Here is a 19,363-nt window from a genome sequence, read left to right on the forward strand (position 1 = left end):
TGGCAGCCACGCCTCCCCAACCGGAAAGGCTTGGACTCCGGCGAACCGGAGCCCATGAAAACTTAGGCGACGACCTTGACGGTTGCCGGATCGACCTTGACGCCAACGCCCATGGTCGAGGAAAGCGATACGCGCTTGACGTATTCACCCTTGGCAGCCGACGGCTTTGCCTTGATGACGGCGTCAGCGAAAGCCTTGATGTTTTCTTCGAGCTTGGCATTGTCGAAGGAAACCTTGCCGATACCGGCATGGATGATACCAGCCTTCTCGACGCGGAATTCGACTGCACCGCCCTTGGAAGCAGCAACAGCGGCTGCAACGTCGGTGGTGACGGTGCCAACCTTCGGGTTCGGCATCATGCCACGCGGGCCGAGAACCTTACCAAGACGGCCAACGAGCGGCATCATGTCCGGGGTTGCAATGCAGCGATCGAAGTCGATCTTGCCGCCATTGACGATTTCGAACAGTTCTTCCGCACCGACGATGTCGGCGCCAGCCTTCTTGGCTTCTTCAGCCTTGTCGCCGCGAGCGAAAACAGCAACGCGAACCGTACGGCCCGTGCCATTCGGCAGGTTGACAACGCCGCGAACCATCTGGTCAGCGTGGCGCGGATCGACGCCGAGGTTCATCGCGATTTCGATGGTTTCATCGAACTTGGCGACAGCACGTTCCTTGACGAGGCCGATAGCAGCCGACAGATCGTACAGCTTGTTGCGATCGACGCCTTCACGGATCTTGTTAATGCGCTTGGAAATCTTCGCCATCGTCTCAGCCCACCACTTCCAGGCCCATCGAACGGGCAGAACCTTCGATCATGCGCATCGCTGCTTCAATATCAGCGGCGTTCAGATCCTTCATCTTCGCTTCAGCGATCGTGCGAACCTTGTCGCGGGAGATCGTGCCGGCGCTCGCCTTGCCCGGGGTCTTCGAACCGGACTTGAGGTTAGCGGCCTTCTTGAGGAAGTAGGTCACCGGAGGGGTCTTCATCACAAAAGTGAAAGACTTGTCCTGATAATAGGTGATCACGACTGGAATCGGCGAACCCTTTTCCATTTCCTGCGAGGCAGCGTTGAACGCCTTGCAGAATTCCATGATGTTGATGCCGCGCTGACCCAGGGCCGGACCGATCGGGGGCGACGGATTGGCCGCACCTGCCGCTACCTGGAGCTTAAGCTGGCCTGCAATTTTCTTAGCCATTGCTTTCTGCCTTTTTAATTTGCCGGAAAATCCGGCTTTCTCGATTAATGCCGGAAGTTCCGGCTCTCGACTGACGCCAGCTGAACTGGCGGGCAGTTCGGTGGTTCGGAGCTCGACGACCGGCTAAGCCGCCTTCCCTTCCACCATTTCACCCCGCCCGAAATTCGGTCAGGGTGAATGCCCTTGCGGGCAAAACGATCAGAGCTTGTCGACCTGACCGTATTCCAGATCCACAGGCGTTGCGCGCCCGAAGATGGAAACCTCAACCTTGAGACGCGCACGTTCTTCGTCGACTTCCTGAACGATGCCGTTGAACGAAGCGAACGGACCATCGGAAACGCGAACGTTTTCGCCAATCTCGAAGGATACCGAAGTCTTTGGACGTTCGACACCATCCTGAACCTGGTTCAGAATCTGGTCGACTTCCTTCTGGGAAACCGGAACAGGCTTGGAATCGCCAAGGAAACCAGTGACTTTCGGGGTATTCTTGATAAGCGAGAAGACGGCATCCGTGAGGGTTGCACGAACCAGCACGTAACCCGGGAAGAACTTGCGCTCTGCGTCAACCTTGCGGCCGCGGCGCACTTCAACGATCTTCTCGGTCGGCACAACGATCTGCTCGATCAGCTCGGACAGACCCTTCTGCTTCGCCTTGGCTTCGATATCCTCGGCGACCTTCTTTTCGAAATTGGAATAGGCGTGAACGATGTACCAGCGCGCCGTCATCTAAAAACTCCCCAATCCTAACTTATCGACCAAGGCCGAGAATAAATTCTACGCCATAGGCCATAAGCTGGTCGGCAAGAAAAAAGAACGCGGCAGCCAGAAACGCCATAATCACCACCATAATGGTGGAGATGACCGTTTCACGCCGTGTAGGCCAGGTCACCTTCGCCGTTTCGGCGCGAACCTGCTGAAAAAAGGTGATCGGATTCGTTTTGGATGCCATCTGCCGCTCTGTCATTGATCCGGCGCTACCCCCAAACCCCAACCCGTCGAAACGAATCAGAAGCCTGAAGTCACGCGTATACGGCACGCAAAGCTGAAAATTCAGCCCCACGCGCCGCGTGTCTGTTGACGCTACATAGAATCGATTCCCGAAAAAAACAAGCCCAAAGGTTAAAAGAATACCATACAGGCTTATCGGAAATCCGATCCTTGCGAATATCACTCGGCGCACCATCCAATCGTGCGGCGGCGATCCTTCCCTACCCGGCCAACAAATCCCGCAGGGAATTATCATTTTCAACGACGTCGCCTTGCCGAAGCCTGCGCCACCGTCGAAAAGGTAAGGCGGCATAGATTGCCGCCTAACTTATAATATAGAAAACGGGCGCCCATAGTCAAGCCATGAGCACCCGTTATAAAATGGCAGGGGCAGCAGGGCTCGAACCCGCGACCTACGGTTTTGGAGACCGTCGCTCTACCAACTGAGCTATACCCCTATGCGGCATTGCAATGCCTGATCGGCAGAATGCCAGACTGGCGGCGTAACCGCCAGTCAAATTGATTACTCGATGATCGAGGAGACGATGCCTGCACCGACGGTGCGGCCGCCTTCACGGATAGCGAAGCGGAGCTTCTCTTCCATGGCGATCGGCACGATCAGGGTGACGTCCATAGCGACGTTGTCGCCAGGCATAACCATTTCCGTGCCTTCCGGCAGCGTGACAACACCGGTCACGTCCGTCGTGCGGAAGTAGAACTGCGGACGGTAGTTCGTGAAGAACGGCGTATGACGGCCACCTTCGTCCTTGGTCAGAATGTAGGCTTCTGCCTTGAACTTGGTGTGCGGCTTCACAGAACCCGGCTTGCAGAGAACCTGGCCGCGTTCAACGTCTTCACGGCCAACGCCGCGGATCAGAGCGCCGATGTTGTCGCCAGCCTGGCCCTGATCGAGCAGCTTGCGGAACATTTCAACGCCGGTAACCGTCGTCTTCGCCGTCGCCTTGATGCCGACGATTTCAACTTCTTCACCAACCTTGACGATACCGCGCTCAACGCGACCCGTCACAACCGTACCACGGCCCGAGATCGAGAACACGTCTTCGATCGGCATCAGGAACGGCTGGTCGATCGGACGTTCCGGGGTCGGAATGTAGTCGTCAACAGCGGCCATCAGCGAACGAACGGCGTCTTCGCCCAGTTCCTTCGAAGAATCTTCCAGAGCAGCAAGAGCCGAGCCCTTGATGATCGGAACTTCGTCGCCCGGGAAGTCGTACTTCGACAGAAGTTCGCGTACTTCCAGTTCAACCAGTTCGAGCAGTTCTGCATCGTCAACCTGGTCGCACTTGTTCAGGAACACGACGATTGCCGGAACGCCAACCTGACGAGCGAGCAGGATGTGCTCACGGGTCTGCGGCATCGGGCCGTCAGCGGCCGAAACAACCAGAATTGCGCCGTCCATCTGGGCAGCACCGGTGATCATGTTCTTCACATAGTCAGCGTGACCTGGGCAGTCGACGTGTGCATAGTGACGGTTCGGCGTTTCGTACTCGACGTGTGCCGTCGAGATCGTGATGCCGCGGGCGCGCTCTTCAGGAGCGGCGTCGATCTGGTCATACGCCTTGAACTCGCCGAAAAACTTCGTGATCGCTGCAGTCAGCGACGTCTTGCCATGGTCAACGTGACCAATCGTGCCGATGTTAACGTGGGGCTTCGTACGTTCGAATTTGCTCTTTGCCATCGCCGTTGTTCTCTTTGTTCTAGAACCGCTCAAGCGCCAGCACAAAAGCCTTTTGGCTTCCGGGCCAGCATTTATGCCAAAACGGAACGGCGAACCGCCCGTCGATGATTCCTTACACGCCAAACCGCTCTGAAAAATTTGGAGCGGGTAGCGGGAATCGAACCCGCGTATTCAGCTTGGAAGGCTGCTGCTCTACCATTGAGCTATACCCGCGCACTCTTAACTCTGATCCGACAGTGGTGGAGGGAGTTGGATTTGAACCAACGTAGGCATAGCCAACGGATTTACAGTCCGTCCCCTTTAACCACTCGGGCATCCCTCCAGATATCACTATCAGCAGAGTCGAGCGACTAGGCATTTCCGCGGGGCTTCTGGCTGACTGTTGGGCCAGCCGTCGATCCGCGAGGGGCCTTATGACGATAAGCTTATCCCCTGTCAACAGGGTAAAAGCGAAAAGAATGCATGTCCGTCCACAACGTCGTGGAAAGATCCTCTTCCACGCTCCTGTTCCATAGGCTCAAACGCCCGCATTTCTCAGGATTTTCCAGCCATCAGAGATTATTTTGCAATCAGAACAGCCTGATAGCAATCACAGGTGAAGTCGCTATCTTCCGCTCACCTAAAGAGTTATAAGCACGCCATGACCGATCAAAACTCGCCCCGCACCCCAAAAGATTCTCATTATGCGCGCCTGCGCCGCCAGCATCGCGACCAGAAGGCCGTGACCGAAGGCAAATCACCGCGCAAACCGCAGCGTCCTTCCATTTCGGCAAGCGCCGTGACTGAGGGAACCGTACGGCTTTATGGCCTGCATACAGTCCGCGCCGCCGTGGAAAACCCGGAACGCAAGATATTGCGCATGCGCGCGACGCGAAACGGATTCGCCCGACTTGAGATCGGAGAGGCTGAATCTCTCCCCTTCCCTGTCGAAATCGTTGATCCGCGCGATATCGACAAGGAAACGGGTTCCGAGGCCGTCCATCAGGGCGTCATGATAGAAGCTGAACCGCTGCGCGCCCGTAAACTGTCCGAACTGAAGGACAGCCCGCTGCTTCTCGTTCTCGATCAGGTGACGGATCCGCACAATGTCGGCGCTATCATGCGTTCAGCCGTCGCCTTCGGTGCTGGCGCGCTGATTACGACAAGCCGTCACAGCCCGCAGGAAACCGGCGTTCTGGCGAAGGCCGCCTCCGGTGCACTCGAAATGATCTCTCATATCGAAGTGCGCAATCTGGCCGAAGCGATTGAAGAGCTGCACAGCCTCGGGTTCCAGACCATCGGTCTTGATTCGGAAGGGCCGCAGGAAATGGAAGCCACCTTGTCCGGCGGACGAATCGCCCTGGTACTGGGTGCAGAAGGCAAAGGTCTGCGTCAAAAGACGCGCGAAACAGTCACCGCGCTTGCCCGCCTCGACATGCCGGGCGAAATCAAGTCGCTCAACGTATCGAATGCGGCTGCAATCTCGCTTTATGCTGCTGAGCGATATCTGCGCGCACGTTGATTCGAGTATGACTCTTCAATGAAATGCCTCCCGGCCGGTTGTCCTGCCGGGAGATACAGATATCGAATCGCGATGACCCGGAGCGGTTCCAGCTCAAACAGAAGCGTGGAACCGCTCTATCTCTTTGTTTGTACGCATTATCCTACGCGAAACCGCTTCGCACTTTCGCTGGAAATACTCTCAGGCAGTGGCGATATAGGTGCGAATATCTTCCGCCTCGCGCTCAACATCTTCGATGCGCCGCTTCACAACGTCACCAATCGAGATGATTCCCACGAGCTTGCCATGTTCTTCCACCGGCATATGGCGGAATCGGCTTCGTGTCATGATTTCCATCACCTGATTGATCGTGTGATGTTCGCGACAAACCTGCACTTTTGCCGTCATGACCTCGGTGACCGGCATGCTCATGGCCTTGGTTTCTTGAGCGGCAACAGCACGCACCACATCGCGCTCTGACAGGATTCCCTTGATTCGACCGGCCTCGTCGCACACCACCAGAGCGCCGATCTTGTATTTGTTCAACATGGCGACAGCATGGGATAGTGTATCGGCAGGTGCGATAACCACTACATCCCTGCCCTTTGTTTCGAGAATCGATCTTACGGTCATGCCAAGTCCCTCCAAGATTTAGCACTCGCTGCTTCTGGCGTTCAAACGCCATATGAAGCAGAACGCAGCTCCTCCCACCACGTTCCATGATGGTGCGCTTCGATCGTCCGATTAGCAAGTGGCATCAAATGAGGAGGTGGCTTTGTCAAAGCCAAAAGAGTGCAGAACCCTATCGCCTCAGCACGGCATCATAGCTGCGTGGGCGGTCCATCAGTGAAATACCGAAAAAGCCGGCGATGAAGCCGCCAATATGCGCTTCCCAGGCAATGCTGGAAAGGTCCGCCCCGCCAGTCGAGTAAAGACCGGTAATAATGTTGATCAGGAACCAGACACCCACAAAAGTCAGGACGGGCTTCAGCGTCAGGGTCAGCCCCACCGGAAGAACGGGGCCTGCGAATTCCGATCTGCGTCCATGGCCGATGCGACGAAAACCGTAACGCGCCGCTGCACCCATCATTCCCGAAATCGCGCCCGATGCGCCCACCAGTGGCGAAACGCTGTCCGGATAGATCGCATAATGGGTCAACCCGGCAATCACCGAAGTGAATATCCAGAAAACGATCATTCGTCCGGTACCGATGCGCCCGGCCAACGGGGAACCGAAAGCCGCAAGCCAGATCATGTTGACGGCAATATGGGCGAAGCCGCCATGCATGAAGGAATAGCTGATGAGCGTAAAAAGTGCGGCGGGATCGGTGAACCCGTCCGCCAGCGAGAACCGCGCCGGAACGAGCGCGAAGTTCAGCATGAATTCATAGTTCTGCTGCTCGCTGATGAGGTAGTTCTGATAAATATAGACTGCGGCGCAGAGGCCAATCAGAGCGAGAACAACGCCCGGAATATTGAACATCGGCTCACTACCGCCCGACCGGCGGTTACTGCCGTTCATTTCCGGCTGGGGAACGCTCATGAACTGCTGCTTTCTATTTTATGCGAAGCACCGCAATTGGACCGAAGGAGCCTTTTGCGTCTGGTCGATGCATGTTGATAGGGCAGAATTTGTTAAAAATAAAGGCCGACGGAGGTTCCCGGTCGGCCTTCACGCGAACAGAAATCTTTCGCGAAATTAAATCTGGAGCTCAGAAAAACGCCAACCAAGTCAAAGGCTTCGTCTGATGCCCTATCAAAGCGCGTCTTTCAGTGCCGTGCAACCATTACTTATTATTAACCTTAACGGACGAGCCCGGTGGATGAAGAAAGGGTTAAACTGGCATCCTCGCCGTTAATACTATTTTAATGCGTTCAACAGCGGAGCCAGCCTCCGCGTGCAACGGACAAATCAACGGCGCATGATGAAACACCGCAGTACGATCGCGATTTTCGCCGAATGGCAGCGCTTGGCCCGCACTGAAAGCGGTTTCTTTCGCGCGCCGATGCGCGAACAGATCGAGCCGCGCAAGCTCGGGCGCCATCTATCCGACCTCTTCTTCCTTGAGGCTGAAAAAGACGGCGACCTGTCGTTTCGTCTGGCCGGAACACGCATCTGCACCCTTTTCGGTCGCGAACTGAAGAACACACGGTTTCTCTCACTCTGGTCCGAGCGGGACCGGGCAGCCCTTGGCGAACTGTCGGAAAATGTAAGTAGCCTGGAAGTCCCTGCCCTCGTATCGCATGTGGGAATCAGCATGTCCGGGCGAAGCCTCGGGCTGGAAATGTTTCTCGCCCCGCTGGAGGCGCCAAACGGGCAGATCAGCCTGCTTGGCAGCATCGCCGTGCTTGATTCCGTCGCATGGGTCGGAGCCGATCCAATCGTCCTCGGGCATTTGAATTCCATCGACCCGGTGGCGCCCGATCTGATTCTTGCGGATGACATCCGAAAATCGGCTGCCATCACGGTGAATGCACCCCGAACAGGCCGGGAATGGACGAATGTTCGCCTGACGCAGCCACAGGAGCACGCCGCTCCGAAATTGCGCGTCATCAAGGGCGGCAAAGCCTGACGTAGGGTTGAAATCGCGATTTCTCTTTATCGACGGCTACTGTATTGTGACGGATAATAAGAGTACCCAATTTCGAGATGGATCGGCTTTGATGAATAGATTTGCTGCGGCATCTACTGCAAGCAATGTGCGGCAGGAAAATTTCAACGCCGTGAATGTCGATCTCAACGGTCGCTACATGCTGGAAAATCGCAGCGAATTTCCCTGCATCATCAAGCGTATGTCGCCCGGAACTGCCCTGATGAGCGGAATTGCAACGCCGCGCAACGGCGAACGGATCATCGCCTATATCGATCACGTGGGACGGATTGAAGGAATTGCCAACGAGGTTACATCCGAAGGTTTCCACATTCTCCTGTCGACCTCCGAACAGAAGAAAGACAAGCTTTCCGCACAGTTGACCTGGCTTGCCAACAAGCACGAACTTGCCCTGCCCGAAGATCGCCGTCACGAACGTGTTGTGCCACGCAAGACCCAGCAGAACATTACTTTTGCCGATGGCGCCCAAAGACTGTGCCGCATTGCGGACCTTTCGCTTTCCGGTGCGGCAATCGAAAGCGAGTTCAAGCCCGCGATCAAGAGCGGCGTCATGCTTGGACCGATCCGGGGAACTGTCGTCCGTCATTTCCAAGGCGGCTTTGCAATCGAGTTCGCCACCATCCAGACCAGCACAACGCTGGACAATCTTTTCGGCTGAAAGCATCCGCCCAAAAGATGAACGCGCGTCAAGGTTACGGAATGGCAAACCACGAAATGCCCGCATTCACGAAAAAGCCGCAAAAACAGCCCATTTTGCCCTGAATTTGTCCGTTCGTTGACAAAAAGTTTCAGCGTTATTTGCAGTTTTAATCGAATTTGACTCGCATTTTCGCGCGCAAATTTGCGTGCCTTCAAATTGTCTAAGTCATCTTGGTCTCCAACAGGGAGACAAAAGAATGACAAAACAAACAATCATCGCAGCCATCCTGATGCTGCTTGGAATCGGACTGGCAGAGGCAGCAAGCCCCGCCTCCAATTCACCGTGGATGACGACCGGCGAACGCACTTCGCAGCCGATTGGCCACTACGAATTCTGCGATCGCTACAAGTCCGAATGCAACATCACCAGCCGCAACAGCAATATGCTGAAGCTGACACCGGAAATCTGGAAACAGATCATCGCGGTCAATGCGAGCGTCAACGAAAAGATTGCGCCGATGACCGATATGGAAGCCTGGGGTCGCGAGGAATACTGGGAATATCCGACAACAGTCGGTGACTGCGACGACTACATGCTTTTGAAGCGTCGTGAACTGATGGCGCTCGGCATCCCGGCAAATACGCTGCTTTTCACAGTGGTTCGCCAGCCAAACGGTGAAGGCCATGCGGTTCTGACCGTTCGCACCGACCGTGGCGACTTCATTCTCGACAATCTCGATACCCGCGTTCTCGCCTGGAACAAGACCGACTATACCTATCTCAAGCGCCAGTCGACCACGAACACCGGTAGCTGGGTCTCAATCAAGAGCGACCGCGAACTCTTGGTCGGCAGCATCAAGAACTAACCAAAAGACAAAACAAACAAGGACGGGCCGTCAGTCTCCCTCTGGCCCCGTCCTTTTTATTTTCAGGCCGGCTCCAGCCCACGCATGAAAGACCGGGCCTTCTCGACGTAATGCTCCGCGGAAAGTCTGAGTTTCTCGACCGCAGCATCGTCCAGTTCCCGGAGGATTCGCGCAGGAGAACCGACGACCAGCGAATTGTCCGGTATTTCCTTGCCCTCGGTCACAAGCGCCCCTGCCCCGATCAGACAGTTTTTTCCAATCTTCGCGCCGTTGAGAACGATGGTTCCCATACCGATCAATGTGTTGTCGCCAACGGTGCAGCCATGAAGTATGGCCCGATGCCCGATGGTGCACCCTGCACCGACTGTGAGCGGAAAGCCGATATCGGTATGCATGATGGTGTGTTCCTGAACATTGGTGTCATCGCCAATGGTGATCGGCTCATTATCGCCGCGCAATACGGCACCGAACCAGAACCCGGCATTCTCACCCACAACGATCTTGCCGATCAGGGTCGCATCAGGCGCGATCCAGTTGCTGCTGCGGTCCGCGAATAGCGGCTTGTGCCCGTTATATGCATAGATCGGCATGTTCTTCCTCCATCAGCAAACTCGATATTGAATCGCTAAGCCGTTTCAAGCAGTCATACAAGCACGACTTCACGCTCTGTTAACCATAAAAGACCGATATTCTTTTGCAATATCATCACCATGACACCCAGATGGAAACAGCACCAGATTACACCGCCTCGAAAATGGGAAGCCGCCTCTTCGGCTGGCTGCTGTTGGCGGTTATCGTCCTGATTCTGCTTTCGGTTGCCGTAAATGTTGGCGGGCGTCTGCTTGGCCCGCTGATTGCGCGCGGCGGACACTCCGACAGCACGCACGGTTATGAAATCATCATTGGCAACAATGTCCTGTCGATTCCAGCCAATATGATCCGCTTTTCGAACCAGCGACGTGACGGGGTGACGAGGCGTCTCGATCTTTATGCCCGCTGGCCGGGCCTTACCGGCTATACGGAACGCGACCGCGCCATCTTCAACCTTCTCACTTCGAAGCGGCATCTCATTTTCATGTCTATCGAACAGCGAACCATGTCCCGCGACATGAGCGGGCGCTATCTGGCCATCTATGCCGAGCTGATAGACCCGAACGGGGAAACCGCCCCCGGAAACCTGACGGTACACCGTTTTCTGGAAAGCAGCGGTTACAAGGGCGAGGAACTCGTCCTGTCCGATCCGAGCAGCGGCAAGCCGGAATTCGTTGCACGATGTCTTGCGGATAGCGGTGCGGAAAGCTTCAATTCATGCGAGCGCGACGTCCAGTTCGGCCGCGACTTGCAGATACTTTATCGCTTCCCCCGCTCCATGCTTGGCGAATGGAAGTCACTGGACAAGGCGATCGTCGATTTTGCGAACGCGCATCTTCTGGGAAACGATACGAAACAGATCGACTGATCTCAAAGCATGTTGCTTAAAAGTGGGAACCGCCTCCGCGGGGAAATCGGTTCACTGGACTGATTTCTGATCCCCGCTACGATGGGATAAAGACATGCTTGAAAACAAAAGCTTAAAGCGTGCCTTTCAAATTGATAAAGCGCGACACGCTTTATTGCCCAACCAGATACTGAAATTTGGAGCGACCGTCTTCAGCGAACTTGATCTGGCTGAGCGGAACGCCGCTCAAAAGATGCTCCTCCGTGGCAGCCAGCACGATCTCCAGCTTTAGTATTTCTGCCGACCCAAGAAACTTCCAGCATCCTTTTCCTGCGAGAAGCGAGTAGTTGTGGTCCATAACATAGGCTGCGGCGGCATAAGCGCCGTCGCATTTCCCGATGCTTTGCGGTTCATCGAGGATCTCAATGACCGATCGTGAGCCATCGTCCTGCCCGGTTTCGATAGTGCCGAGGACTTCTGCGCGCGCCGCTAAGGACAGGGCCACCAAAAGCATGGCCAATGAAAAACCGAATTTCATAAAGACACCCAAGGGTCAAAACTATCTGGCGTTCTCAGGGATAATCGCAAATCTCATAACCGCTCAGCTCTGATTCCACGCCCGCCTTGATCCAGAAGAAAACGCTGCCTTCGCTCGTCATATGGGCGGTGCATAAAGCGACGACATTTTCCTTGCCGACGGGCGCCTTGCTCGCGCAAGAGGCTTTCCAGCTCGCGATCCGCGCGATGGAATCCTTTTTGATATCAGGAAATCCGAAATAGATGGTTTTGAAGTTCTCTGCGAGCTTCGGGCAGGTTCCGTCATCCTCGATAGCCTGCGCACGGACGACTGACGGCAGCATGACAGAAAGGGCCAGCGTAGCAGCGATGATCTTCATGAATCCTCATTAGTCATATCTGGAGTCATATCTGGACAACAAAACGCCCTCTCCATAGGAAAGGGCGTCAAAGAACATTCCTGCCCGGCATCAGCGTCGTTCGCGACGCGATTGCCGTGACTGATCAAAGATCGACGTCAAGAATGGCCATCGAGAAATTGTAGGAGAGTTCGCCTTCATCCTCGTCCTTATAGACCAGGCCCAGGAATTCGTCGTTGAGGTAAAGCTCGGCGGAGTCGTTCTTGCGCGGACGCGCCTTCACCTGCAGGCCGGGATTATTGAAAGTCCGTTTGAAATAGGCGTCCAGTTTTTTGAGTTCTTCGGGTTTCAACCGGCTTCTCCTGATATTGAATTGAGCCGGTTTATTGCACCCGGCAATTTCCTATGTAAACCCCCGATAAACGGGGACTCAAGGGATGTTGGCGTCCAATAGCCTCTTTAGACAGAATATAGGCCGCATACTGGAAAAAACCAGCAAGCGGCCTTGTTCAAGCTGCAACGATACGATGTATCGCCTAAATCCCTTCGCCCAGCATCTGGTCCATGACGCGGGAAGGCTCGGCACAACCCGTATCGCCCATGATCCGGGCCGGTACACCGGCTACCGTGACATTGTTCGGAACAGGCTTCAGAACCACCGAACCGGCTGCAATTTTCGAGCAATGACCGACTTCGATATTGCCGAGAATTTTCGCGCCAGCACCGATCAGCACACCGTGACGGATTTTCGGATGACGGTCGCCGCTCGACTTCCCCGTACCGCCGAGTGTGACACCGTGAAGAATCGAAACATTGTCTTCGATCAACGCTGTTTCGCCGACCACAAGTCCGGTCGCATGATCAAGGAAAAGGCCGCTGCCAAGCCGTGCGGCCGGATGAATATCGGTCTGGAAGATCGATGACGAGCGGCTTTGCAGGTAATAGGCAAAATCCTTGCGGCCTTCATGGTAAAGCCAATGCGCCAGACGATGGGTCTGGATCGCATGGAAACCCTTCAGATAAAGGATAGGGTCCATGAAGCGGCTATAGGCCGGATCGCGATCATAAACCGCCTGAATATCAACGCGGACAATCTGCGACCACTCCGGATTGGCATCCAGCATCGCGTCGAAGGTCTGGCGCAGAATATCGGCGCTCAGATCGGCATGGCCGAGACGCTCGGCGATACGATGCATGACCGCATCTTCCAGGCTCGGCTGGTTGAGGATCGTCGCATAAAGGAACGTGCCCAATACGGGATCGTTCTTGGCGGCTTCCTCCGCTTCGGCACGGATGGAATGCCAGATAGGATCGACCTGCCCCAGACCGGGGGTCGCTTTCGCTGATGTGCGAACGGACATATGCATACTCCAGTTTTGCACCGCGCGAGGAGGAGACGGCAGCCGAACTTTCGCTCAGTCCCCACGCCGCAATACGAGTTCGGCGCGCAGCATAACTTAAAATGGTTTGCCTTGACACAGCCGAATTTGACGCGCCCTGTCGGCGCGCTCTTTGTCCAAGATCAAATTCCCGTCAGAGCGGATTTTCTTTCAAAAACTGCAACACCGCCTGCTTGTAGACCTTGTCACCAACGGCCAGCATATGGTCGCGGTCCGGAATATCGACGGCCTGTCCATTTGGCAGAAGATCGGCGAGTTCCTGCGCGCTGCCTGCAATATCATCGGTCGTGCCGACGGCCACGAGAACAGGCTGCATAATGCGTGCAATCGCAGCGGCGGGAACCAGCTCCTTGGAGGTAATCACACAGGCTGCAAGGGCGATACGGTCACTCTTCGTCTGGTCGGCAAATTTCCGGAACATCTGCCCACGTGGATGGGTGATCGTGGTCGGATCTTCTGCAAGCAGCGCCTCGCCAATAGGCTCCCAGTCGCCAGCGCCAGTCACCATACCGATGCCAAGCCCGCCGAAAACAGCGCTATGAACGCGCTCGGCGTGTTCAATCGCCAGAAATGCGGTGATGCGTGCGCCCATGGAATAGCCCATGACATGCGCCTTTTCGATCCCGAGATGATCGAGCAGGGCTGCGGCATCAGCCGCCATTTTGGTCGGCGTGTATTCGTCTGTGTCGTGGGGCTTCGCGGAAAGCCCGTGCCCACGATTATCGATGGCGATAACGCGGTATCCGGCTTCGGTCAGCGTACGGAACCAGCCGGGCGAAACCCAGTTGACGAGACTTGAAGAAGCAAAGCCATGAATGAGCAGGATCGGATCGCCTTCTCCGTCCTGACGATATGCCAGACGCAAACCGTCATGTTCGAAATATTCGATATCGAGGGCACTCACCTGATTATTCCTCTTGATTTTATTACAGCAGCGTCACGACCGGCATTCGCCACAAATCACACGATGGACCGCTTTGTCACCAATCTTTATCCCGGTTCGTTTAACCGTACCGGCCAGAACCTCCACGACATACGCTGCCGGCACTTCAGATGAAATGATATTTTCGGAGAATGGCACCGCATTTTGGTGAATGGCCGATACGCGTCCCTTGTCATCAAGGAAAATCATATCAAGAGGCGACGGTGTATTCTGCATCCACATCATGACACGGCGCATTTCTCCGAACACGAAGATCATGGCGCGATCCTTGGGAAAATCCGTGCGCCACATCAGGCCGCGCACACGCGCATCGTCGCTTTCAGCCACTTCCAGCGCAAAATTTACCTTGTTGCCATTGGAGGTAATGAATGTCAGCGGTTCCTTGTCGACCGGCAGCCGCATCGGCTGTGTCTCATCGGCCTGAGCAACGAATGCGAAGAAAACAAATGCAAAAGCGAGAAAAATGCGGCCCATACCCTGCCCACTCAGATAAACAAACTTGCTTGTAAACAAACAGGCTTGGAACCTAGCAACGGGACGGAGTGACGACAAGACCGCTCAGGCCGCACAAAGCGGCCTTCACCTGCTTGTTACAAGAATTGAGAAATTTGGCGCGCTTTTAACGGTCGCGCCCTAGATCCGTTCTGGTTAAAGCGGAATCATTGGAACCGCTCTATCCATTTGTTTTTAAGCATGTCTTTACCCCGAAACCGGTTCCCACTTTCGGGAGACATGCTCTAATGCGAAACCGGGATTGCCGTGCCGATATCCGGATGGATTTCAGCCGCCATCAGGCCCTTGTCGCCTTCGCCGAAGCGAATAAGCACGACCTGACCGGGGCGCAGCTCCATCATGCCGAAACGACGCAGCGTTTCCATATGGATGAAAATATCTTCCGTCCCCTCGCCGCGCGTCAGGAAGCCGAAGCCCTTGGTGCGGTTGAACCACTTGACGATCACGCGCTCAAGGCCGCTCGACGGCGTAACAGTCACATGAGTGCGCTGTGGCGGCATCTGCGCCGGGTGAACGGCAGTAGACGTATCCATCGACAGGACGCGGAAACATTGCAGGCCGCGATCGCCATTGCGAACTTCACAAACGATGCGTGCACCTTCCAGAGCAGTCTGGAAGCCGTCGCGGCGCAGTGACGTCACATGGAGAAGAATGTCATTAAGGCCCGGCTGGTCTGGAACAATGAAGCCGTAGCCCTTGGCTACGTCGAACCATTTGATATGGCCCGAGACTTCGATGATATCGCCCAGCTCTTCCGAGGCGTGCTGGCTGTGAAACTGGTCATTAGACACAGACTTGTCCGCCATGCGTTCGCCCCTCCTCTGTTCTTCCGTTGCGATTCCGACCTGATTCTTGTCCAAAGAATAACACTTCCTTAACCGGAGGCGGCAAGCCCAAACTTGCATCCGTCCCCATGAAGACCACAGACTTCACAACTTCATGGTTACTTTTCCCGGCACAGCAGCGTTTGAAACTGACCCACCACCTGAAATATGGCCGGTCGTCAATTTGGCAATGACATGTTCAGGACATTTCCGGTCACATCTGCTGCTCAAAATTTTTGAACGTCACTCTGTCCATGATAACTTGACGTTCGGCCTCCGACATCGGATTCGATGTCCTTGCGTTTCCCGAACGTCAACCGCCCGAATTACAACAGCCGAGGAAAAGACTATGCGCTATCTGCACACGATGGTCCGAATTCGCGACATCGACGAATCTCTCGATTTTTATGTAAACAAACTCGGCCTTGAAGAAATCCGCCGCACTGAAAATGACAAAGGCCGCTTCACGCTGATTTTTCTTGCTGCGCCCTCCGATACGGATCGGGCGAAGGCAGAGCGGGCGCCGGAACTGGAACTCACCTTCAACTGGGATCCGGAGACCTATACGGGCGGCCGCAATTTCGGCCATCTCGCCTATATGGTCGATGACATCTACACCACTTGCCAGAAGCTGCAGGATGCAGGCGTCACCATCAATCGTCCGCCGCGTGACGGGCACATGGCCTTCATCAAATCGCCCGATGGCATTTCCATCGAACTGATCCAGAAGGGCGACCGTCTGGCGCCGCAGGAGCCTTGGGCTTCAGCCGAAAATATCGGTAGCTGGTAACAGACCATGTCTCCCGAAAGTGGAAGCCGGTTTCGGGAAAAAGACATGCGTAAAACAAAAAGCCCGGTCTCACGACCGGGCTTTTTCTCAATTCTGAACGGTTATTCCGTTCCCTGAATGGCTGCGAGAAGCCATTCACCGCCATCCGTGCGGGTGAACGTCCAGAGTTCAACGCTTTCCACCGGCTCATCCGGATTGCCTTCGACGACAGCGCCGGTATTGCGATCCAGCATCACGTCGATCGCCGAATAGCGGATTGCAACGGTTGCGTATTCGACATCGCCTTCGCGCCAGGCTTCGGAAACGTCACCCTGCAGAAGCTTGACGTCCTTCACTTCGTTGCGCATGCCGCTGGAAGCGATCTCGCCCAGTTCTTCCGCCAGATAGGACATGGCTTCCGGGGTAGCGAGCTTGCGCAGCGCTGCATAATCCTCGCGGCCATAAGCGGTCTGGACTTCAGCAAGCATCTGTTCGAAACGATCCAGATCCTCTTGACCGACATCCATCGGTTCATCTTCAACCGCCGAAGCGGCGGGAGTGACCGGAGCGGCTGCCTGCTTGGTCTCGAACGGGTTCACCGAAGGCGTACGACCACCAAAACCGGCCTGTGAACCAGCTTGCGGGGCTGCTGTCTTTGCCGCACCGAAAGGCTGTGCGCCTGTGTTACCGGCGCCCGCCGCTGCCGGCTGGCGACGATTTGCGAACATACGCATGACAAACATCGCAATGAGCGCGATCACCGCAACCTGCAACAACAGGCCGAACATGCCGGCAAGACCGCCAAGGCCGTTGCCGAGCAGCATGCCGATCAGGCCACCGACGAGAAGACCGCCCAGCATGGAACGACCGAAGTTACCGAACATACCGCCGGAACGCTGTGCCTGCGCAGCATTCTGCGTGCCTGTTGCGCCCGGACGGTTGGTCTGCGTCGCGCCGGTATTCGGCGTCATCGAACGTTCCATCGGCGCGGCATTGTTAGGTGCAGTGCGCGTCGGCGCTGGCGCCTGATAAGTGCGCGCGCCACGGCTGCCGAAACCGCCACCGCCCGCACGGCGAGCCTCGGCGAAATCGACCGCAGCAAAAGAGGCAATCAGCCCTAATACCATTGCAGCTGTCAGTTTGGTCAGGCGGCTTCCGGAACCCGGCATCGGTTTCTCCCACTTAGAGTCATGTCTGAATGTTTAAATCAGTGCTCATATGGGAATTCGCCCCCACACCTCACAAGAGCGTGAAGACAAAAAATCCAGAAATTTCAAATGGACCCAGAACCTTCAAACGAGCCCGAAACTTTAAACAGGCAAAGCGGCATCCAGAATCTGTATCTGAGGCGTGACCGAGCCATTCCAATGATTTAGTGACAGATTGCCTGCCACATGGACGCTCTGACCGATATTGTTGAACAGGAAGCGCCCCAGATCGCCTTCCGCCGCCCGGAAGGCGATGGCATTGACGCGCTTTCCATCCGCGCCACGCAACGCGACACGCACATGATCGCGCCCCACGCCACGCACATCGGCCAATATATGATGCGGCAGCGCCAATATAGGCTGCGGATGCGCAGAACCATAGGGCCCAGCCTTCTGCAAGGCTTCGTAGAGCGACACTGTTGCGCCCGATGCGGCCAGCGCACCGTCGATGGACAGGCTCTGGTTTTCGCGCAGGCGCGAAACGATATGCGCCGATTCTTCTTCAAGATAAGCCCGCAACGCGCCGAGATTTGCGCGCTCGATGGTGATACCGGCCGCCATGGCATGGCCACCACCCTTGACGAGCAGCCCGCGTTCCACCGCGCCCCGCACCAGCTTGCCGAGATCAAGCCCCATGATCGAGCGACCGGAACCCGATCCGACACCATTGGCGTTGAAAGCAATGGCAAAGGCTGGCCGCCGGGCCTTTTCCTTAAGCCGCGAGGCCAGCAACCCGACGATACCGGGATGCCAGCGGTCACTTGCCGTCACGATCACCGATGCGCCCGCACCGCCGGATATTTCCAGCGAAGCTTCCGCTTCCGCCTCCATAAGCATCTCGGCTTCCATGGCCTGACGCTCCTGATTGAGCCGGTCAAGTTCCACGGCAATACGATCCGCGGTTGCGGGATCATCCAGCGTGAGCAATCGAGCGCCAAGCCCCGCATCGCCGATACGCCCGCCAGCATTGATGCGCGGCCCAATGAGATAGCCGAGGTGAAAGACATTGAGCGGTTCGCCAATGCGGGCAACGCGCGCCAAAGCCGCAAGGCCGACATTGCTCTGCGACCGAGCAACGACCAGTCCTTTGACGACGAAAGCGCGGTTCACGCCGGTCAACGGCACCACATCGCAAACCGTTGCCAGCGCCACCAGATCGAGCAGGGAAAGAAGATCAGGGCCTGGTCCCTTGCCGCGCTCACGCAGGATTTTGGTCACCTGTGCCAATGTCAGAAAGACCACGCCTGCGGCGCAAAGATGCCCCTGCTGCGAAATATCGTCTTCCCGGTTGGGATTGACGATAGCCACCGCATCTTCAGGCAGATCGCCGCCGACCTGATGGTGATCGAGCACGACGACATCCGCTCCAGCCTGCTTGGCGGCTGTAATCGACGGTGCGCTGTTGGTGCCACAATCGACTGTGACGATAAGGGTCGCACCCTTGGCGACCAGATCGCGCATGGCATCGGGATTGGGGCCGTAACCTTCAAAAATCCGGTCGGGAATATAGATGGAGTGCTGAATGCCGTAATGTTTGAGAAAACGCGCCATCAAGGCGGAAGAACACGCCCCATCGACATCGTAATCGCCAAAAATGGCCACGGTCTCGCGACGCAGAATGGCATCGGCAATACGGCTTGCCGCATTTTCCATATCTGTGAGCGTCGCCGGGTCGGGCATGAGATTGCGCAGCGTCGGATCGACAAATTCCGGCGCGTTTTCTACCGACACCCCCCGCCCGGCAAGCACGCGTGCAACCAGATCGGAAATGCCGTGATGCTGCGCAATGGCAAGCGCCGTATTGGCCTCCCGCAGGCCAAGCCGGTCTACCCATTTCTGTCCGGTTGCGGATTGTTTTATTCCGAGGAAAAAGCGCTCTGTCGTCATAAGTTTCTAAAGACACAAAAGGCGGC

General features: G+C 55.9%; 23 protein-coding genes and 3 tRNA genes. 6 read left to right on the forward strand and 20 right to left on the reverse strand.

Going from position 1 to position 19,363, the window contains the following annotated elements; all coding sequences use genetic code 11:
• Window positions 1-62 precede the first annotated feature (62 nt).
• The 8 genes from rplA to AC1RHM_RS02450 form a co-directional block, all read right to left on the reverse strand.
• On the reverse strand, window positions 63-764 hold the full coding sequence (gene rplA, locus AC1RHM_RS02415; RefSeq protein WP_010659904.1) for a 50S ribosomal protein L1: 702 nt from the start codon (window positions 762-764) through the stop codon (window positions 63-65).
• A gap of 4 nt (window positions 765-768) precedes the next feature.
• Window positions 769-1,197, reverse strand: a complete 429-nt coding sequence (gene rplK, locus AC1RHM_RS02420; protein ID WP_010659903.1) for a 50S ribosomal protein L11 — start codon at window positions 1,195-1,197, stop codon at window positions 769-771.
• Between the two features lie 198 nt (window positions 1,198-1,395).
• The gene (gene nusG / locus AC1RHM_RS02425) at window positions 1,396-1,923 is read right to left on the reverse strand and encodes a transcription termination/antitermination protein NusG (RefSeq protein ID WP_006467043.1); all 528 of its coding nucleotides are present in this window, start codon (window positions 1,921-1,923) and stop codon (window positions 1,396-1,398) included.
• 22 nt (window positions 1,924-1,945) lie between these two features.
• Entirely contained in the window at window positions 1,946-2,146 is a 201-nt protein-coding gene (gene secE, locus AC1RHM_RS02430) for a preprotein translocase subunit SecE (protein WP_002964376.1), read from the reverse strand.
• A gap of 420 nt (window positions 2,147-2,566) precedes the next feature.
• Window positions 2,567-2,642: transfer RNA gene (locus AC1RHM_RS02435), tRNA-Trp, on the reverse strand.
• A gap of 65 nt (window positions 2,643-2,707) precedes the next feature.
• Window positions 2,708-3,883 carry an elongation factor Tu gene (gene tuf / locus AC1RHM_RS02440; RefSeq protein WP_012091906.1) on the reverse strand — a complete coding sequence of 392 codons (1,176 nt, stop codon included), beginning with the start codon at window positions 3,881-3,883 and terminating at the stop codon, window positions 2,708-2,710.
• 139 nt (window positions 3,884-4,022) lie between these two features.
• Window positions 4,023-4,096 (reverse strand) — tRNA-Gly (locus AC1RHM_RS02445).
• Window positions 4,097-4,120: 24 nt separating this feature from the next.
• Window positions 4,121-4,205: transfer RNA gene (locus AC1RHM_RS02450), tRNA-Tyr, on the reverse strand.
• Window positions 4,206-4,523: 318 nt separating this feature from the next.
• Here AC1RHM_RS02450 and rlmB point away from each other — a divergent pair.
• Window positions 4,524-5,384, forward strand: a complete 861-nt coding sequence (rlmB, locus tag AC1RHM_RS02455) for a 23S rRNA (guanosine(2251)-2'-O)-methyltransferase RlmB (protein WP_010659900.1) — start codon at window positions 4,524-4,526, stop codon at window positions 5,382-5,384.
• A gap of 180 nt (window positions 5,385-5,564) precedes the next feature.
• Here the strand turns inward: rlmB and AC1RHM_RS02460 are convergent, their stop codons facing one another.
• Window positions 5,565-5,996 carry a CBS domain-containing protein gene (locus AC1RHM_RS02460; protein WP_010659899.1) on the reverse strand — a complete coding sequence of 144 codons (432 nt, stop codon included), beginning with the start codon at window positions 5,994-5,996 and terminating at the stop codon, window positions 5,565-5,567.
• A gap of 169 nt (window positions 5,997-6,165) precedes the next feature.
• Complete coding sequence (locus tag AC1RHM_RS02465) at window positions 6,166-6,906, reverse strand: rhomboid family intramembrane serine protease (RefSeq protein WP_010659898.1); 741 nt, start codon at window positions 6,904-6,906, stop codon at window positions 6,166-6,168.
• Between the two features lie 382 nt (window positions 6,907-7,288).
• On the opposite strand from AC1RHM_RS02465, the gene AC1RHM_RS02470 reads away from it, so the two are divergent.
• The 3 genes from AC1RHM_RS02470 to AC1RHM_RS02480 all read left to right on the forward strand — a co-directional run bounded on the left by AC1RHM_RS02470 (window position 7,289) and on the right by AC1RHM_RS02480 (window position 9,480).
• On the forward strand, window positions 7,289-7,936 hold the full coding sequence (locus AC1RHM_RS02470) for a PAS domain-containing protein (protein ID WP_029376087.1): 648 nt from the start codon (window positions 7,289-7,291) through the stop codon (window positions 7,934-7,936).
• A 91-nt stretch (window positions 7,937-8,027) separates the two neighbouring features.
• Window positions 8,028-8,633, forward strand: coding sequence for a PilZ domain-containing protein (locus AC1RHM_RS02475; RefSeq protein ID WP_010659896.1), 606 nt, complete (start codon window positions 8,028-8,030; stop codon window positions 8,631-8,633).
• Window positions 8,634-8,871: 238 nt separating this feature from the next.
• Window positions 8,872-9,480 carry a transglutaminase-like cysteine peptidase gene (locus tag AC1RHM_RS02480; protein ID WP_010659895.1) on the forward strand — a complete coding sequence of 203 codons (609 nt, stop codon included), beginning with the start codon at window positions 8,872-8,874 and terminating at the stop codon, window positions 9,478-9,480.
• A gap of 62 nt (window positions 9,481-9,542) precedes the next feature.
• Here the strand turns inward: AC1RHM_RS02480 and AC1RHM_RS02485 are convergent, their stop codons facing one another.
• Window positions 9,543-10,070: a gamma carbonic anhydrase family protein gene (locus AC1RHM_RS02485; RefSeq protein ID WP_010659894.1), complete on the reverse strand. Its 528-nt coding sequence runs from the start codon at window positions 10,068-10,070 to the stop codon at window positions 9,543-9,545.
• Between the two features lie 131 nt (window positions 10,071-10,201).
• On the opposite strand from AC1RHM_RS02485, the gene AC1RHM_RS02490 reads away from it, so the two are divergent.
• The gene (locus AC1RHM_RS02490) at window positions 10,202-10,939 is read left to right on the forward strand and encodes a hypothetical protein (RefSeq protein ID WP_010659893.1); all 738 of its coding nucleotides are present in this window, start codon (window positions 10,202-10,204) and stop codon (window positions 10,937-10,939) included.
• 151 nt (window positions 10,940-11,090) lie between these two features.
• Here AC1RHM_RS02490 and AC1RHM_RS02495 read toward each other — a convergent pair whose 3' ends face one another.
• The 7 genes from AC1RHM_RS02495 to AC1RHM_RS02525 all read right to left on the reverse strand — a co-directional run bounded on the left by AC1RHM_RS02495 (window position 11,091) and on the right by AC1RHM_RS02525 (window position 15,455).
• Window positions 11,091-11,456 (reverse strand): hypothetical protein, encoded by a 366-nt coding sequence (locus tag AC1RHM_RS02495; RefSeq protein ID WP_029376086.1) that lies wholly within the window; start codon window positions 11,454-11,456, stop codon window positions 11,091-11,093.
• 34 nt (window positions 11,457-11,490) lie between these two features.
• Window positions 11,491-11,814: a hypothetical protein gene (locus AC1RHM_RS02500; protein ID WP_010659891.1), complete on the reverse strand. Its 324-nt coding sequence runs from the start codon at window positions 11,812-11,814 to the stop codon at window positions 11,491-11,493.
• Between the two features lie 124 nt (window positions 11,815-11,938).
• Complete coding sequence (locus AC1RHM_RS02505) at window positions 11,939-12,145, reverse strand: DUF3126 family protein (protein ID WP_010659890.1); 207 nt, start codon at window positions 12,143-12,145, stop codon at window positions 11,939-11,941.
• A gap of 184 nt (window positions 12,146-12,329) precedes the next feature.
• The gene (gene cysE, locus AC1RHM_RS02510; protein WP_010659889.1) at window positions 12,330-13,154 is read right to left on the reverse strand and encodes a serine O-acetyltransferase; all 825 of its coding nucleotides are present in this window, start codon (window positions 13,152-13,154) and stop codon (window positions 12,330-12,332) included.
• A 172-nt stretch (window positions 13,155-13,326) separates the two neighbouring features.
• Window positions 13,327-14,097, reverse strand: a complete 771-nt coding sequence (locus AC1RHM_RS02515; RefSeq protein WP_010659888.1) for an alpha/beta fold hydrolase — start codon at window positions 14,095-14,097, stop codon at window positions 13,327-13,329.
• A 33-nt stretch (window positions 14,098-14,130) separates the two neighbouring features.
• On the reverse strand, window positions 14,131-14,610 hold the full coding sequence (locus AC1RHM_RS02520) for a DUF192 domain-containing protein (protein WP_010659887.1): 480 nt from the start codon (window positions 14,608-14,610) through the stop codon (window positions 14,131-14,133).
• Between the two features lie 263 nt (window positions 14,611-14,873).
• Window positions 14,874-15,455, reverse strand: coding sequence for a cold-shock protein (locus AC1RHM_RS02525; RefSeq protein ID WP_010659886.1), 582 nt, complete (start codon window positions 15,453-15,455; stop codon window positions 14,874-14,876).
• Between the two features lie 367 nt (window positions 15,456-15,822).
• Here AC1RHM_RS02525 and AC1RHM_RS02530 point away from each other — a divergent pair, with 367 nt between their 5' ends.
• Complete coding sequence (locus AC1RHM_RS02530; RefSeq protein ID WP_010659885.1) at window positions 15,823-16,263, forward strand: VOC family protein; 441 nt, start codon at window positions 15,823-15,825, stop codon at window positions 16,261-16,263.
• A gap of 101 nt (window positions 16,264-16,364) precedes the next feature.
• On the opposite strand, the gene AC1RHM_RS02535 is transcribed toward AC1RHM_RS02530, so the two are convergent.
• Together AC1RHM_RS02535 and recJ are read right to left on the reverse strand one after the other, a co-directional pair.
• Entirely contained in the window at window positions 16,365-17,411 is a 1,047-nt protein-coding gene (locus AC1RHM_RS02535; RefSeq protein WP_010659884.1) for a Tim44 domain-containing protein, read from the reverse strand.
• Window positions 17,412-17,552: 141 nt separating this feature from the next.
• Window positions 17,553-19,337, reverse strand: a complete 1,785-nt coding sequence (gene recJ / locus AC1RHM_RS02540) for a single-stranded-DNA-specific exonuclease RecJ (RefSeq protein WP_010659883.1) — start codon at window positions 19,335-19,337, stop codon at window positions 17,553-17,555.
• Window positions 19,338-19,363: the final 26 nt, after the last annotated feature.

Source organism: Brucella sp. GW823-FHT04E01, assembly GCF_058796175.1.

Bases quoted from the DNA above. Each gene is read 5' to 3' on its own strand.
- AC1RHM_RS02490 (WP_010659893.1), top strand. From the start codon at position 10,202: ATGGAAACAGCACCAGATTACACCGCCTCGAAAATGGGAAGCCGCCTC.
- AC1RHM_RS02480 (WP_010659895.1), top strand. From the start codon at position 8,872: ATGACAAAACAAACAATCATCGCAGCCATCCTGATGCTGCTTGGAATC.
- AC1RHM_RS02520 (WP_010659887.1), bottom strand. From the start codon at position 14,610: ATGGGCCGCATTTTTCTCGCTTTTGCATTTGTTTTCTTCGCATTCGTT.
- secE (WP_002964376.1), bottom strand. From the start codon at position 2,146: ATGGCATCCAAAACGAATCCGATCACCTTTTTTCAGCAGGTTCGCGCC.
- AC1RHM_RS02530 (WP_010659885.1), top strand. From the start codon at position 15,823: ATGCGCTATCTGCACACGATGGTCCGAATTCGCGACATCGACGAATCT.
- tuf (WP_012091906.1), bottom strand. From the start codon at position 3,883: ATGGCAAAGAGCAAATTCGAACGTACGAAGCCCCACGTTAACATCGGC.
- AC1RHM_RS02470 (WP_029376087.1), top strand. From the start codon at position 7,289: ATGAAACACCGCAGTACGATCGCGATTTTCGCCGAATGGCAGCGCTTG.
- AC1RHM_RS02495 (WP_029376086.1), bottom strand. From the start codon at position 11,456: ATGAAATTCGGTTTTTCATTGGCCATGCTTTTGGTGGCCCTGTCCTTA.
- AC1RHM_RS02460 (WP_010659899.1), bottom strand. From the start codon at position 5,996: ATGACCGTAAGATCGATTCTCGAAACAAAGGGCAGGGATGTAGTGGTT.
- nusG (WP_006467043.1), bottom strand. From the start codon at position 1,923: ATGACGGCGCGCTGGTACATCGTTCACGCCTATTCCAATTTCGAAAAG.
- AC1RHM_RS02475 (WP_010659896.1), top strand. From the start codon at position 8,028: ATGAATAGATTTGCTGCGGCATCTACTGCAAGCAATGTGCGGCAGGAA.
- AC1RHM_RS02535 (WP_010659884.1), bottom strand. From the start codon at position 17,411: ATGCCGGGTTCCGGAAGCCGCCTGACCAAACTGACAGCTGCAATGGTA.
- AC1RHM_RS02525 (WP_010659886.1), bottom strand. From the start codon at position 15,455: ATGGCGGACAAGTCTGTGTCTAATGACCAGTTTCACAGCCAGCACGCC.
- recJ (WP_010659883.1), bottom strand. From the start codon at position 19,337: ATGACGACAGAGCGCTTTTTCCTCGGAATAAAACAATCCGCAACCGGA.
- AC1RHM_RS02500 (WP_010659891.1), bottom strand. From the start codon at position 11,814: ATGAAGATCATCGCTGCTACGCTGGCCCTTTCTGTCATGCTGCCGTCA.
- AC1RHM_RS02465 (WP_010659898.1), bottom strand. From the start codon at position 6,906: ATGAGCGTTCCCCAGCCGGAAATGAACGGCAGTAACCGCCGGTCGGGC.
- rlmB (WP_010659900.1), top strand. From the start codon at position 4,524: ATGACCGATCAAAACTCGCCCCGCACCCCAAAAGATTCTCATTATGCG.
- rplA (WP_010659904.1), bottom strand. From the start codon at position 764: ATGGCGAAGATTTCCAAGCGCATTAACAAGATCCGTGAAGGCGTCGAT.
- rplK (WP_010659903.1), bottom strand. From the start codon at position 1,197: ATGGCTAAGAAAATTGCAGGCCAGCTTAAGCTCCAGGTAGCGGCAGGT.
- cysE (WP_010659889.1), bottom strand. From the start codon at position 13,154: ATGTCCGTTCGCACATCAGCGAAAGCGACCCCCGGTCTGGGGCAGGTC.
- AC1RHM_RS02485 (WP_010659894.1), bottom strand. From the start codon at position 10,070: ATGCCGATCTATGCATATAACGGGCACAAGCCGCTATTCGCGGACCGC.